This is a genomic window from Mesorhizobium sp. M0496, assembly GCF_040321205.1.
GTDB lineage: Bacteria > Pseudomonadota > Alphaproteobacteria > Rhizobiales > Rhizobiaceae > Mesorhizobium.
In genome coordinates this window covers 21,703-35,973 of sequence record NZ_JAMYRC010000034.1, presented here as the reverse complement: position 1 = coordinate 35,973, position 14,271 = coordinate 21,703, and the positions used below count along the sequence as shown (strand labels likewise).

The 14,271-nt window shown below is 63.0% G+C and carries 14 protein-coding genes; 9 read left to right on the top strand and 5 right to left on the bottom strand.

Features of this window, described 5'->3' with window-relative positions:
* Positions 1-134: 134 nt before the first annotated feature.
* The 4 genes from NKI73_RS24520 (at position 135) to NKI73_RS24505 (ending at position 3,197) form a co-directional block, all read left to right on the top strand.
* Positions 135-1,067, top strand: coding sequence for a VOC family protein (locus NKI73_RS24520; RefSeq protein WP_352633358.1), 933 nt, complete (start codon positions 135-137; stop codon positions 1,065-1,067).
* Positions 1,068-1,071: 4 nt separating this feature from the next.
* Positions 1,072-1,692 (top strand): alpha/beta hydrolase, encoded by a 621-nt coding sequence (locus NKI73_RS24515; RefSeq protein ID WP_352633357.1) that lies wholly within the window; start codon positions 1,072-1,074, stop codon positions 1,690-1,692.
* A gap of 2 nt (positions 1,693-1,694) precedes the next feature.
* Positions 1,695-1,994 carry a GNAT family N-acetyltransferase gene (locus NKI73_RS24510; RefSeq protein WP_109665182.1) on the top strand — a complete coding sequence of 100 codons (300 nt, stop codon included), beginning with the start codon at positions 1,695-1,697 and terminating at the stop codon, positions 1,992-1,994.
* Between the two features lie 144 nt (positions 1,995-2,138).
* Positions 2,139-3,197, top strand: a complete 1,059-nt coding sequence (locus NKI73_RS24505) for a dipeptidase (RefSeq protein ID WP_352633356.1) — start codon at positions 2,139-2,141, stop codon at positions 3,195-3,197.
* A 9-nt stretch (positions 3,198-3,206) separates the two neighbouring features.
* Here the strand turns inward: NKI73_RS24505 and NKI73_RS24500 are convergent, their stop codons facing one another.
* From NKI73_RS24500 to NKI73_RS24485, 4 genes are read right to left on the bottom strand one after another with little or no spacing between them, the layout of a single operon-like run.
* Positions 3,207-3,467 (bottom strand): hypothetical protein, encoded by a 261-nt coding sequence (locus NKI73_RS24500; RefSeq protein WP_352633355.1) that lies wholly within the window; start codon positions 3,465-3,467, stop codon positions 3,207-3,209.
* A 2-nt stretch (positions 3,468-3,469) separates the two neighbouring features.
* Complete coding sequence (locus NKI73_RS24495) at positions 3,470-4,729, bottom strand: aminomethyl transferase family protein (RefSeq protein ID WP_352633354.1); 1,260 nt, start codon at positions 4,727-4,729, stop codon at positions 3,470-3,472.
* Positions 4,730-4,732: 3 nt separating this feature from the next.
* On the bottom strand, positions 4,733-6,298 hold the full coding sequence (locus tag NKI73_RS24490; RefSeq protein WP_352633353.1) for a phytoene desaturase family protein: 1,566 nt from the start codon (positions 6,296-6,298) through the stop codon (positions 4,733-4,735).
* Positions 6,285-7,904, bottom strand: coding sequence for a phytoene desaturase family protein (locus tag NKI73_RS24485; protein WP_352633352.1), 1,620 nt, complete (start codon positions 7,902-7,904; stop codon positions 6,285-6,287). Before NKI73_RS24485 ends, NKI73_RS24490 begins: the two co-directional genes overlap by 14 nt.
* A gap of 201 nt (positions 7,905-8,105) precedes the next feature.
* Between NKI73_RS24485 and NKI73_RS24480 the strand changes: the two genes are divergently transcribed.
* From NKI73_RS24480 to NKI73_RS24460, 5 genes are all read left to right on the top strand, one after another.
* A complete protein-coding gene (locus NKI73_RS24480; protein ID WP_352633351.1) occupies positions 8,106-8,900 on the top strand; it encodes a class I SAM-dependent methyltransferase in 795 nt (264 codons plus the stop codon).
* A gap of 6 nt (positions 8,901-8,906) precedes the next feature.
* The gene (gene betI / locus NKI73_RS24475) at positions 8,907-9,620 is read left to right on the top strand and encodes a transcriptional regulator BetI (RefSeq protein ID WP_502905610.1); all 714 of its coding nucleotides are present in this window, start codon (positions 8,907-8,909) and stop codon (positions 9,618-9,620) included.
* Between the two features lie 30 nt (positions 9,621-9,650).
* Positions 9,651-10,733, top strand: a complete 1,083-nt coding sequence (locus NKI73_RS24470; protein ID WP_352633349.1) for an ABC transporter substrate-binding protein — start codon at positions 9,651-9,653, stop codon at positions 10,731-10,733.
* 117 nt (positions 10,734-10,850) lie between these two features.
* Positions 10,851-11,927: an extracellular solute-binding protein gene (locus tag NKI73_RS24465; RefSeq protein WP_352633348.1), complete on the top strand. Its 1,077-nt coding sequence runs from the start codon at positions 10,851-10,853 to the stop codon at positions 11,925-11,927.
* A complete protein-coding gene (locus NKI73_RS24460) occupies positions 11,924-13,234 on the top strand; it encodes a flavin monoamine oxidase family protein (protein WP_352633347.1) in 1,311 nt (436 codons plus the stop codon). The genes NKI73_RS24465 and NKI73_RS24460 overlap by 4 nt, the downstream gene beginning before the upstream one ends.
* Here the strand turns inward: NKI73_RS24460 and NKI73_RS24455 are convergent.
* Entirely contained in the window at positions 13,198-14,271 is a 1,074-nt protein-coding gene (locus tag NKI73_RS24455) for an ABC transporter ATP-binding protein (protein WP_352633424.1), read from the bottom strand. The two genes, NKI73_RS24460 and NKI73_RS24455, sit on opposite strands and share 37 nt — an antisense overlap.

Here is a 14,271-nt window from a genome sequence, read left to right as displayed (position 1 = left end):
AAACTTCTTTCCATTGTTCACTTTTGCAGGACAGTCCATTCTGTGTTTGCCGCCTTTGCCTAAAGCGCCCGCATCCTCATATTGGCGTGGACAGCGGCGAGGGCCGCACAAGCACCAAGGGAAGGAGCAAGACAATGCTCGACCAGATCAAGGGCCTGCATCACGTCACATCGATGGCCAAGGATGCCCGGCAGAACAATGAGTTCTTCACCCAAAAGCTCGGCCAGCGCCGGGTCAAGAAGACTGTCAATTTCGACGCGCCCGATGTTTACCACCTCTACTATGGCGACGAATCCGGGATGCCCGGTTCAGTGATGACCTATTTCCCGTTCCCCAACATCGGCAAGGGCCGTCACGGCGTCGGTGAAGTCGGCACCACGGTCTATTCGGTACCGGAAGGCACGCTTGCCTACTGGGAAAAGCGTTTTGCCGATGAAGGCGTCACCGGCGTGTCGCGCGAACAGACATTCGGCGAGAAGCGTCTGGCCTTTTCCGGTCCCGATGGCGACGGTTTCGCGCTGGTCGAGGACAAGGCGGATAGCAGAGCGCCCTGGGCGAAAGGCGGCATCCCAGCTGATGAGGCGATCCGCGGCTTCCACTCGGTGTCGCTCCGGCTGAAGGATGGCGGTGCCACCGAGGAGCTTTTGAAATTCATGGGCTACGAGGAGATCGAGAAATCAGGCAACGTCAGGCGGCTCGCTGTGAAGAACGGCAACGGCGCCGATGTCGTCGATATCGAATCGCTGCCGACCACGGCCTTCGCCGATCTCGGCGCCGGCTCAGTCCATCATGTCGCCTTCGCCGTCGAGAACCGTGCCAAGCAGCTCGAAGTGCGCAAGGCGTTGATGGACACCGGCTATGGGGTGACACCGGTGATCGATCGCGATTATTTCTGGGCGATCTATTTCCGCACGCCGGGTGGCGTGCTGTTCGAAGTTGCCACCAACGAGCCGGGTTTCGATCGCGATGAGGATACCGCTCATCTCGGCGAGGCGCTGAAGCTGCCGACGCAGCACCAGCACCTGCGACCCTATCTCGAACAGCATCTGCAGAAGCTGGAAGGCTGAGACCATGAGCAAGGACGCGTACATCCACAAGCTGCTGCCCGGTTCGCCGGGCGGTCCGTTGCTGTTCGTCTTCCATGGCACGGGGGCCGACGAGAACCAGCTTCTGTCGCTGGGGCGCGATCTCGCGCACCAGGCAACCATTATCTCGCCGCGCGGCGACGTGTCGGAACAAGGTGCGGCACGCTTCTTTCGCCGCACTGGGGAAGGCGTCTACGATATGGACGATCTGGCGCGGGCGACGGACAAGATGGCAGGCTTCGTCAACACGTACGTCGAGGCGGCGAAGCCGTCGGCCGTGCTCGGTCTCGGCTATTCCAATGGCGCCAATATCCTGGCCTCGGTGGTGTTTGCGATACCGGCGCAGTTCGACGCTGCGGTGCTGATGCATCCGCTGATCCCGTTCGAACCTGACGTCAAGGGCAGTCTCGCTGGCCGCCATATTCTGCTCACCGCCGGCAAGCACGATCCGATCTGCCCACCGAACCTGACCACGCGGCTCGAAGCTTATTTGCGTGCCGACGGCGCCGATGTCACAGTGGAATGGCATGAAGGCGGGCACGAGGTGCGGCCAAACGAGATCGAGGCGGCACGGCGGTTCTTTGCCAATGCTGCCCAAGGAGTATAGCGATGCCGGATCAACTGCCTGAGATCGAACTGGAGGATCGCGGTTCCAAGGGTCGCTACGTCCTTCGCGGGCCCGGTGGCGCCGAAGCCGAGATGACCTTCACCAAGATCGGCGAGCACCAGATCATCATCGATCACACTGAGGTACCGGACGCGTTTCGCGGCCAAGGTGCCGGGCTTAGGCTCGTCACCCGCGCCGTCGAGGATGCGCGTGCGGCAGGCAAGAAGATCATCCCGCTCTGCCCATTCGCCAACGCCCAGTTCCGCCGCCATCAGGAATGGGCTGACGTGCTGAAGCGGTAGGGATTTCGTCGCTCGTAAACGGCGCGACAAGCGGCTGCCATCCCAGCGGGGATGGCTTTGGCATTTGCGCGGGTGGCGCATCCTGCCTATGTAGATATGATCCATCTCAGCCCCTTGCCGACAAACGAACCGAATGATCCCCCTATGACCGAAACCGACCTCGTTCCCGTCTTCGACGGCCACAACGATACGTTGCTCAGACTCTATCAGTCTAAAGACACCGACGTCGAAAAGCTGTTCATCGAGGGGAAATCGGGCGGCCATATCGACCTGCCGCGTGCCAAAGCCGGCGGCTTTGCCGGCGGCATGTTCGCCATCTTTCCGCCGCCTGTCGAGAAATCCAGGCGCAGTGCCGTGCCCCTGGCGCCGAGTGATGCCGAGCCGCTGCCGCCCGAGGTTCCGCGCAATGACGCGCTGACCTCGACGATCGCCATGGCCTCGATCCTGTTTCGGCTGGAACGGGCCGGAGCGCTCACCGTCTGCCGCAGCGCCGGCGACGTGCGCAACGCCATGGCGCAAGGCTCGATCGCGGCGGTGTTCCACATCGAAGGCGTCGAGGCGATCGATCCAGAGCTCACCATGCTCGACGTGCTGCACGCTGCCGGCCTGCGCTCGCTCGGCATCGTCTGGAGCCGGCCGAACGCCTTCGGTCACGGCGTGCCGTTCCGCTTTCCGTCCTCGCCTGACACTGGGCCCGGCCTGACCGATGCCGGCAAGGCGCTGGTCAAGGCCTGCAATCAGCTGAAGATCATGATCGATCTGTCGCATCTCAACGAGAAAGGTTTTCGTGATGTCGCCGCACTCAGCGACGCGCCGCTGGTCGCCACCCATTCCAACGTGCACGCGATCTGCGGTCATTCGCGCAATCTCACCGACTGGCAGCTCGGCGCGATCCGCGAGTCCGGCGGCATGGTCGGGCTAAACTTCGCCACTGGCTTCCTGCGCGAGGACGGGCGAATGAATGCCGACACCAGCCTCGACATCATGGTGCGCCATGTCGATTCGCTGCTGCAGGCGCTGGGTGAAGACGGCGTCGGCGTCGGCTCGGATTTCGATGGCGCCATGATCCCGGCCGTCATCGGCGACGTTGCCGGCCTGCCGAAGCTGCTCGATGCTCTTTCGGCACGGGGTTTCGGCCGTGCGCTGATCGAAAAGATCGCCTATCGCAACTGGCTCGGCGTGCTGGAAAAGACAATTGGATAGCGCTTAGCGCTATTCGAAGCCGATCCTTTTCAACCAGTCCTTGCCGCCGCCGCGATCGCGGATGATCGGCAGCGGATCTTCCGAATCGAGCCGTGCGCAGATGCGGTAGACTTCGAGCGTCTCGGCGCTCATCTCGTCGCGCTTGTAGAAAAACATGGCCGCGGCATAGCGCGTGCGGCCGGACCATTTTTCGCCGAGCGGCGTGTTGACGAGCTCCCACTGCTCGGCGGCTTCCCCATCTTCTTTAGGCTTGTCGGCTTCGTCGGTCATGGTCAGAAGTCCGCGGGCGGGTTGGCGGTGCGGCGGTCGAGCTTGATGAACGGCCGCGCCACTACCTTGGCCCGCTTCATCAGCTTCTGATACTGCAGCTCGCGCATGGCGTAGATCTCGACCCAGAGGTCCTCGATAATTGTATCACCGTATGGCCGCGCCAGCGAGGCGATGGCGATGTTGCGCTTGGCCATCGGCGACCACATGGCGCCGCTGACCAGGCCAACCTCCTGGGCTTTCTTGTGGTAGATGATGGCGTGTTCGGCCGGGATGTTGCCCTCGATTTCCAGCCCGACCAGCACATGGCGCAGCTTGCGTTTGGTGCGAGCCTCGAGGATGGCACGACGGCCGTTGAAATGGCCCCTTTCCAGATCGATCATGAAGCCGAGCCCGATCTCGTCAGGCATGCGCAGGCGGTCGGCGCGGATGGCGTGCTCGGCGGTGGTGAAATCCGCATTGGCAACGATCAGCCCGGCCTCGAGACGCGCGCGGTTGAGCGGCGTGTAGCCGATGGCGCGGATGCCGCGCTGTTCGCCCGCAATCATCAGCCGGTCCCACAGGCTCAGCGCCTTGCCGGCCGGCACGAACAGTTCGTAGCCGAGATCGCCGGTGAAGCCGGTGCGCGAAATCGTGACGCTATCCCCATCATGCGGGAAGTCGGCAAGATCGAATATTTTCAGCTTTTCGACGCCGGTGAAGCCGGCATCGCGCAGCACCGCAAAGGAAGTCGGCCCTTGCAAGGCGAGGCCCGCGATGGCTTCTGTCTCTTCCTCGACTGTGACGTCGAAGCCGCAGGCGCTGTCGAGCAGCCAGGGCAGATGCCGCTCCTGCGAACAGAGGCGGAAACGCGTCGATGACAGCCTAAACAGCATGCCGTCGTCGAGGACAAAACCCGCGTCGTCGCACCATGCGGTGTAGTGGACGCGGCCCGGTTTGAGCTTGGTGACGTCGCGTAGCGTCACACGATCTAGCAAGGCTTCGGCGTCCGGCCCTTCGATCCGGTATTTGATCGTCGGCGAAATGTCGAACAGCGCCGCCTGGCTGCGGATGGCGAAATATTCGAGCTCCTCGTCCCACAGCGAATGCGGGGCACGGTAGCCGGCCCAGTTGTACCAGTCCTGGGTTTTGGCCAGCGCGTCGATACGCGGCTGAAAGGGTGTGCCCAGACGCAGCGTGCGGAAATGCGATTGGACGGCGATGCGAGCCGAAATGGCTGTGCCGGCTGTCTTTGCAACGGGCTTCTTCCTGGTTGCCTGAGCCATGGCCTATCCTTTCATCGCAATGATGCGTCGCGCCGCGTTGAGGCCAGGCGCACCGGACACACCGCCGCCCGGATGCGAGCCGGCGCCGGCCAGGAACAGGCCTTCGACCGGCGTGTCGTAGCCTGACCAGCCTGACACGGGCCGCGAGACCAGCATCTGGTCGGCTTGCAATTCGCCGTGGTGCCAATGGCCGCCCGGCATGCGGTAGCGCGTCTCGATGTCGGCTGGCGTCAGAAGCTCAGCATGGACGACGCTCTTGCCGATGCCGGGCGCGTGAGACTCGAGCTGCGCCATGATCGCCTTGAGGAATTTCGGCTTGCCGGCAGCCCAACCCTCTTTCAACTGATAGGGCGCGTATTGCACGACCGCCGACAGCACGCAGGCGCCGTTGGGTGCTAGCGATGGGTCGGCGAGGCTGGGCAGCGTGATCTCCATCACCGGCTCCGGCGAGAACTCGCCATATTTGGAGGGATTGAAGGCGCGCTCGACGTGATCGGGTGAGGGGGCTATGACCAGCCGGCCCTTGTGACCGGCGGCATCGACGCCGCTGAATTGCGGCGGCCGGTCGAGCGCCAGATTGAGCTTGGCCGCATCGCCCTTCATGCGGATGTTTTTCACCTTGCGCATGAAGCCGATGTCGATCTCGCGCGGTCCAACGAGGTCGAGAAAGGTGGTTGCCGGACTGATGGCGGAGACGATCGTGCTGGCGCGCAGCACCTCGCCATTGTCGAGCGCGACACCGACGGCGCGGCCTTTCTCCATGATGATTTTTGCTACGGGCGCCGATGTGCGGACTTCGACGCCAGCCTTCTCCGCCGAGGCACGGATGGCGGCGACGATCGCGCCCATGCCGCCCTTTGGCAGAACCTGCGCGCCGGCCGCACCGGCGGCCTCACCGGCCAGCCGATAGTAGAGGCCGAGCAATGAGGTCGGTGAACGGGGGCCGAGGTGGCTGCCGAGCGTCGCATCGAAGGCTAGCAGGCCCTTCAGCCTGATATCGGCAAGCTGCTCGTCGAGCAGGTCCGCGACGTTCATCAACAGCACGCGCAGGAAGTCGCGCATGTCTTCCTTGCCGAGCTTCTTCAGCGCCAGCGCGGTCTGGCCGAGCGAGGCGGTCTCGAGCAGCGACATGCTGGCGAGATTGGGTGGCCGGCGCGAGAGGAACGGCTTCAGGATGCCGGCATAGCGCAGCAGCTGCGCGCGCAGGTCTTTCCATGCCGATTGCTCGGATGGGCTGGCGCCAGTCAGCACCTCGCCATAGGCGCCATGCAGGACCAGTGGTGGGCCGTCCTTCGACAAAGCCACCGACGTCATGAAGTCGGCGCGTGCGATTTTTAGCCCGTGTTTCTCCAGCTCCAGCGTCTTCACCACATCGGGATGCAGCCGGTTGAGCAGGTGGGCGATTGACGAGACGCGAAAGCCCGGTGCGAATTCCTCGGTGCGCGCGGCGCCGCCGACGTCGGCGCCGGCCTCCAGAACGAGCACCTTGCGGCCGGCTTTTGCCAGCGTGGCAGCGGCGACGAGGCCGTTGTGGCCGCCGCCAATGACGATGCTATCAAATGACGTCATGGGCCGGGCTCATATGCGAGGTGGATTTGGCAAGATCGCGCAGGATTTCCGCCGCGGCGTTGCGGCCGGGCGCGCCCATGACGCCGCCGCCGGGATGGGTCGAGGAGCCGCAAATATAGAGGCCGCCAACCGGCGAACGGTATTGCGCGTAGCCCGGCACCGGCCGGTTGAACAGAAGCTGGTCGAAGGTCAGTTCGCCCTGGAAGATGTTGCCTTCGGTGAGGCCGACTTCCGCCTCGATCTCGCGCGGCGTGCGCACCTCCATGTGGACGATGCGGTCGCGGAAGCCTGGCGAATACTCCGCGATCTGCGAAATCACGCTTTCGGCGAAACCATCGCGGTCGGCATCGGTCCACTCGCGGCCGTTCACCTTTGGCGGCGCGTATTGCACGAAGCAGCTCATGAAATGCTTGCCGGGCGGCGCCATGGTCGGGTCGAGCGTCGTCGGGATGACCATGTCGAGGAAGGGGTCGGCCGACCAGCGCCCGGCCTTCCAGTCGTCATAGGCGCGCTCCATGCGCTCCATCGAATCGGTGAAATGCATGTCGCCGCGATAGATCGGCGAGTCCTTCGGCAGCGCCGGGAATTCCGGCAGCGAATCGAGCGCGATGTTGACCTTGCCGGAGGAGCCGCGGATCTTGAAGTTCCTGACCCGGCGCAGGAAAATGTCGGGCAGTTCCTTTTCCTCGACCAGTTTGAGGAAAGTGCGCTTCACGTCGGCATTGGAGACGACGAGCTTGCCGTAAATCTCCTCACCGCCGGCCAGCACCACGCCCTTGGCTTTTCCTCGGCCGACGAGCACATGGTCGACCTCGGCGCCGGTTCGGATGGTTCCGCCTGACGCCTTGAAGGATGCGGCCAGCGCCTTGGTCACCGCGCCCATGCCGCCGCGCGCATAGCCCCAGGCGCCGACAGAGCCGTCGACCTCGCCCATATAGTGGTGCAGCAGCACATAAGCCGTGCCCGGCGACATCGGGCCGAGCGCGGTGCCGATGATACCGGACAGCGCGAAGTTCGCCTTGATGACGTCGGTCTCGAAATACTCGTCGAGGAATTCCGAGATCGACATGGTCCAGAAGCGCAGCGTCAGTGCCATTTCCTCAGCCGACAGGCTGGCGAATTTCTTGCCGAGATAGAGCAGCTCGCCGATGTCGCGCGGCCGAAAACTGGTCGGGTCGGGCGCGGTGCGCATCAATAGCGGCTGGATAAAACGGCACTGCCGCGTCACGTCGCGGGCGTAGCGATCATAGGCTTCGGCGTCGCGCTTGGAAAAGCGGGCGAACTCGCGCCGGTGGGCGTCGTGGTCGCGGTAGTTGGCGAGATAGTCGCCGTCGCGGGTGAACACCGCGCCACCCTCGTAGGAGATGACCTGCAGGCCGAAGCGCGGCAGTTCGAGGTCGCGCATGATCTCTGGCCGGAATAGCGAACAGACATAGGAGCAGTTGGAGTAGAGGAAGCCCGGCGTCAGTTCGCGGCTGGTGGCGGCACCACCGACCCAGTCGTTCTTCTCGACCACCAGCACGTCGAGGCCGGCGCGCTGCAGATAGCAGGCGTTGACCAGGCCGTTGTGTCCGCCGCCGATGATGATCGCATCCCAAGCTTTCATTTTGGCCCAGTCTTCCCCTAGCGACCCGCTCTCATTTTTGCGTGATCTGTTCCCGAATGCGCGGAATTTGGCACGAGGGCTGTCATTTTGTCCAGTAATACTGAATGAATGTTCAACAAATGATATTGTGTTTTCCCTGACGTGCGCTACGCTTTGCCGGCGTTCTAAGGTTCTGAAATCGGCGGACGGGGACGACATCCGATGATCGAAACGGCAGATGCCGAGCCGGAGTATGACGACACCGCCATCCGCTTCCTCGAGGCGCTGTGGGGCGATGGCTATCTGTCGCCCGGCGGGCCTGATGAGGTCGACCGGGTGGTCGAAGGGCTTTCGCTCAAGGGCAAGACGATCCTCGAGATCGGCTGCGGCTCAGGCGGTATCACGCTGCATCTGGTCGAGTGCCACGGTGCCGCCCAGGCCACCGGTTTCGATGTTGAACAGCCGGTGATCGAGACGGCGAGACAACGGGCCGCCGCGCGAGGGCTCGCGGATCGTGTCAGCTTCATCCAGGCACCGCCGGGGCGGCTGCCTTTCGCCGATCGCTCCTTCGATGTCGTGTTCTCCAAGGATGCACTGCTGCATGTGCCGGACAAGGACGCGCTGTTTGCCGAAATCTTCCGGGTGCTCAGGCCGGGCGGCGTCTTTGCCGCCTCCAACTGGATGATCTCGCATGACGGCGAACCGTCGCCCGAGATGAAGGCCTATATCGCGGCGGAAGGGCTGTCTTTCGCCATGGCGTCACCGGCACGCTATGCGCGGGCGATGCGTAGCGCCGGCTTTGCCGATGTCGCCGTCAGGGACCGCAACCCCTGGTACCGCGACGTGGCGCGCGGTGAGCTGGAAAGGCTGAAGGGGCCGCTCTATCCGACGGTCGCGGCCGCGGTTGGCGCAGCCTATGTCGACAAGAACATACGAACCTGGGAAGCCATGCAGAAGGTGCTTGACAGTGGTGAGCACCGTCCCACTCATCTTCGCGGTCGAAAGCCGGTTGGATAGCCGGCGATGCTGGAGACCATCAGACTCATGAAGACTTCAGTCGCCAAGGAAGCCCTCCTTGAATCGGCGCGGAAAAGCGAGGCCGAAAAGCGCGGACGCAAGGCCTCGAAGGAAGTCAGGCAGCTTCAGCTCATCGAGGCGACGATCGATTCCCTGGCCAAGCGCGGCTATTCGGAAACGACGATGGCCGATGTCGCCGATGGCGCCGGCCTGTCGCGCGGCATCGTCAATTTTCATTTCGAAAGCAAGGAAAAGCTGCTCATCGCGACCTTGCAGCATATGTATGACGAGTACTCGGCGCATTGGCGCAACGCCCTGCAGAAGGCAGGCGATGATCCGGCCCAGCAACTCCAGGCGCTGGTCTCCGCCGATTTCGACCGTTCGATCTGTAACAAGCGAAAGCTGGCCGCCTGGTGCGCCTTTTGGGGCGAGGCCAAGTCGCGGCCGACCTATCAGGCGCTGAGCAGTGCGCGCGATGCCGTCTATCAGACCATCTTCATCGACCTGTGCGTGACGCTCAAGCAGAGCGGCGGTTATGCCTATGAACCGCAGGTGATGGCGCTGGCACTCAGCGCAATGCTGGAAGGGCTGTGGCTGCGGTTGATGATGGGGACCGAGGACACCACCCGCGAGACCGCGCTGCAAGCAGCCAACGAATTCCTGTCGGCGGCCTTCCCGAAACACTACCCGTCGAAGGCCGCCGGCACCACGAAACCATAAGAACACCAGAACAAAGCAGAGGATGGAACAATGAAAAAACTGACCCGACGCCTGACATTGACCCTGGCGCTGACTGGTGCGCTGGCGGCTTCGGCCGCAGCACTGGCAGTCGCCGCCGACAAGGACCTGGTCGTGTTCGACTGGTCCGGTTATGAGGACCCCAGCTTCCATCCGAAATATGTCGAGAAGAACGGCGACTCGCCGACCTTCGCCTTCTTCGGCGACGAGGACGAGGCGTTCGAGAAGGCTCGCTCCGGCTTCAAGGCCGATCTTGGCCATCCCTGCTCGCAGAGCGTGGTGAAATGGCGCGAGGCCGACCTTCTGCAGCCGCTCGACACGTCGAAGATCACGGGCTGGAAAGATCTCAATCCCGGCATCATGGCGATGAAGGATCTTGCCACGACGCCGGACGGCAAGGCGTGGTTCATGCCCTGGGACTGGGGCAACACCCAGCTCACCTACAACACCTCCAAGATCGACGCCAAGGACGTGCAATCGCTGAAGGCTTTTGCCGATCCCAAGTTCAAGGGCAGGGTGTCGATCGGCGACAATGTCGACGACGCCTATGCGCTGGCGAGCCTCGCCATCGGCGTCAAGGACTGGACCAAGATGACCGACGACCAGTTCAAGCAGGCATCCGATTTCCTGCGCCAGGTGCATAAGAACATCCGCTCCTACTGGACCGACACAACCGACGTCGTGCAGCTGTTGAGCGGTGGCGATGTCGACCTCGCCTGGGCCTGGAATGACGCCACCGTGCAGTCGGTCGCCGCCGGCGTGCCGATCATGGCGAAGAAGGACACCGACGAAGGCATCTCGACCTGGGTCTGCGGCTATGTGCTGTTCAAGGACGCGCCCGGCAACATCGACAAGGCTTATGACTATCTGAACGCCGTCAACGATCCGGAGACCGCCAAGGTGCTGGTCAAGGACTGGGGCTATGGCCAGGCCAACGCCAAGGGCATGGCCGGCGTCGATCAGGCGGTGCTGAAGGAAAAGGGCTATGACGACGTGCAGAAATTCGTCGACAAGACACTGTTCCAATCGCCGGTGCCGTCCGACCTCAAGCTCAAGATGATCGCCGAATTCGAGAAGATCAAAGCCGGTTATTGAGCCCTGTTCTGGGCGTCCCGTCTGCGCGCCCATCGGGCGGCAGACGGGCTCGCCAAAGTCTGGGAATTCTCCTAACCTTGCGCTGATGTTTTCGCGACCCCGGGGGAATTCTCAGCCATGAAATCGATGCTACGCCGCCTTGCCCTTGCCGCCGCGTGCATGATCGGCGGCGGCGCTGTCTATGCCTCCGCCGAAGGCAGCGGCGATCTCGTGGTGTTCGACTGGTCGGGCTATGAAGATCCGCTGCTGCATCCCGCCTACACCGCCAAATACGGCGCCGAACCGACCTTCGCTTTCTTCGGCGACGAGGACGAAGCGTTCGAGAAGATGCGGGCGGGCTTCAAGGCCGACATCGCCCACCCCTGCTCGCAAAGCGTTGTCAAATGGCGCGAGGCCGGCATGCTGCAGCCGCTCGACACCTCCAGGATATCAGGCTGGAAGGACCTCAATCCCGGCATCATGGCGATGAAGGATCTCGCTGTCACCGCTGACGGCAAGGCCTGGTTCATGCCGTTCGACTGGGGCAACACCTCGCTGCTCTACCGCACCGACAAGGTGACGGCGGAAGAGGCGCAATCGCTCAGGATCTTCGCCGATCCCAAGTTCAAGGGCCGCGTCACCATCGGCGACAATGTCGACGACGCCTATGCCTTGGCGAGCCTGGTGATCGGCCTCAAGGACTGGACCAAGATGACCGATGCGCAGTTCCAGCAGGCGTCCGCGTTCCTGCGCGATGTGCACAAGAACGTCCGCTTCTACTGGACCGACGACACCGACCTCAACCAGGCCTTTATCGGCAATGAGGTCGATCTCGTCTGGGGCTGGAACGAGACCTTCGTGACGCTCAAAGGGCAAGGCATGCCGATCGCCATGAACCGCGACACCAAGGAAGGGATTTCCACCTGGGTGTGCGGCTATGTGCTGATGAAGGACGCGCCCGGCAAGCTCGACGAAGCCTATGATTTCCTCAGCGCCGTCAATGCACCCGGCGTGTCGGACTACCTAGTCAAGACCTTTGGCTATGGCCATGGCAACGGCGCCGGCATGGGAGCGATCGACCACAAGGTGCTGGTCGAGCGCGGCTTCGACAATCTCGACAAGTTTCTCGACAAAACGCTGTTCCAGCAGCCGGTGACGCCGGAGCTTAAGCAGCGCATGGGCGCCGAGTTCGAGAAGATCAAGGCAGGCTATTGAAGAGCGAACCGGAAAGAACCGATGTCGTCATCGTCGGCGCCGGCTTCACCGGCCTGTCGGCAGCACTTGAGCTGAAGGCAGCCGGCATCGATTTCGTCCTGCTCGAAGCACACGACCGCGTCGGCGGGCGGGTCGAGTCCATGGAGATCGGCGACGGAGAGCGTATCGACAGCGGCGGTCAGTTCCTGTGCGAGGATATGCCGGCGCTGATGGCGTTGGTTGAGGAGCACGGCAAGACGCTGGTCGAGACCTATGTCGACGGCGAATTCGTCGCCCAGCCGGCCATGTCTGCCCGAGAGGCAGAACGAACCTACGTCGGCTCGATGGTGATCCGCGATCGCATGAACGCGATCGCGCCTGATGATCCTGATATCGCCGGCTTATCAGTCGCCGCCTGGCTCGATCGGCAGGGCGACCCCGAGGACGCCAAGGCAGCCTTTCGCTCGATGATCGAAGGTTTGTGGTGCCAAGCACTGGAGAAGCTGCCGCTTTGGCACCTCATCGACAATGATCGCCGTATCACCAACGAGGTGTCGGAGCTGCAATACTTTCTCGCAGAGACGATGCATTCGCTGGCGGAGGATTTGGCTCGAGATCTGGGCGGCCGGGTGCGGCTTGGCGCGCATGTCACGCGCATCGAGCAAGGCGCAAATGGCGTGTCCATCCATGCCGGCGCGGGTTCGATAGAGGCTCGTTGTCTGCTCGTCGCCGTGCCGCCAGTCATGGCGTCGAGGATCGACTATTCGCCGCCACTGCCGGCGGCCCTGGAGAAAGCACTCGGCGTCTGGCGGAGCGGTATGGTGATCAAGGTACTGGTGCGCTATCGCACCGCCTTCTGGCGAGCCAAGGGCTTGAGCGGCATGGTGATGTGGCGCGACCAGCCGGGTTTGTTTGCCTGCGACGCCAGCAAGGATGACGATCATCCGGCGCTGGTGGTTTTCATTGGCGGTCCGTCTGCCATCGAATGGCGCGGCTTTGGGCAGGAGGGCCTCCGCACCAGAATTGCGGCGCGTCTCGTTGCGGCACTCGGTCCAGAAGCTGCAAAATGGGTCGGCTTTGCCGTCCGATACTGGTTCGACGACGAAGGCAGCGTTGGCGGCTACAGCGACCTCATCGTCGACATGGATGCGACCGACGCCGAGCGTATAATCCGAGCCGGCGCGCCAGCAATGCATTTCGCCAGTTCAGAGCTGTCACCGTCATTTCCGGGCTATGTCGAAGGCGCGATCATCGCCGGGCGCATCGCGGCGCGCAAGATCATCACGGAAGTTCAGTCGGCCATCGCCACCAGCGCTTCCGGGTCGTAGGCGAGGCGGATAGAGGTTCCCACCGGTATGTCGTCGGCACCGAAATCGTTGGTTTCGGTCACCGATAGCGGCTTCTCCAGGCCCGGTATCTCGACGATCAGATGGGTGATCTCGCCGAAATAGTGGCGTTCGACCACCCTTCCGGCGACTTCGAATTTTGCCGTCGCATTGTCCCACAGCACGCGCAGGCGTTCCGGCCTGATGCCGAGCGTGGCGCCGCCGCCATTGCGCACAAAAGCCTTCGGCTTGTCGGTCTTGATCCGGCCGAAGCCCAGCGTATCGACGACCAGCGACGCGCCGTTCTCCTCGACAATCTGAGCCTTGACGAAATTCATGCCGCCGAGGAAGTCGGCGACCTGGCGGGTGACCGGCCGCTGGTAGATCTCCTTGGGCGAAGCGACCTGCGCGATCCTGCCGCCGAACATCACGGCGATGCGGTCGGACATGGCGAGCGCTTCATACTGGTCGTGGGTAACGAGCACGAAGGTGATGCCGACGGCCTGTTGCAGGCGGCGCAATTCGACCTGCATCTGCTCGCGCAGCTTCTTGTCCAGCGCCGACAGCGGTTCGTCGAGCAGCAGCACCTTGGGCCGCATGACCAGCGCGCGGGCGAGGGCCACGCGCTGCCGCTGGCCTCCGGACAGTTCTGTCGCCAGGCGCTTGCCTAGGCCTGTGAGCGAGACCTGCGCCAGCGCCTCCTCGACGCGGCGTTTTTCCTCGCCGCCCTGCAGCTTCAGCCGCTTCAGCCCATAGGCGACGTTCTGCTCGACATTGAGATGCGGGAAGATCGCGTAGCTCTGGAAGACCATGTTGGTTGGCCGGCGATTGGCCGGGATGCCTTCCATCGGCTGGCCGCCGACCGAGATCGAGCCGCTGGTCGGATTGTCGAAGCCGGCAATCATGCGCAGCAGCGTGGTCTTGCCGCAACCGGAGGGACCGAGCAGCGAGAAGAACTCGCCTTCGCGGATGGTCAAGGAGGCGTCGTCGAGCGCCTTGAACGCGCCGTAGCTGCGGGTGACGTTCTTGATCTCGATCAT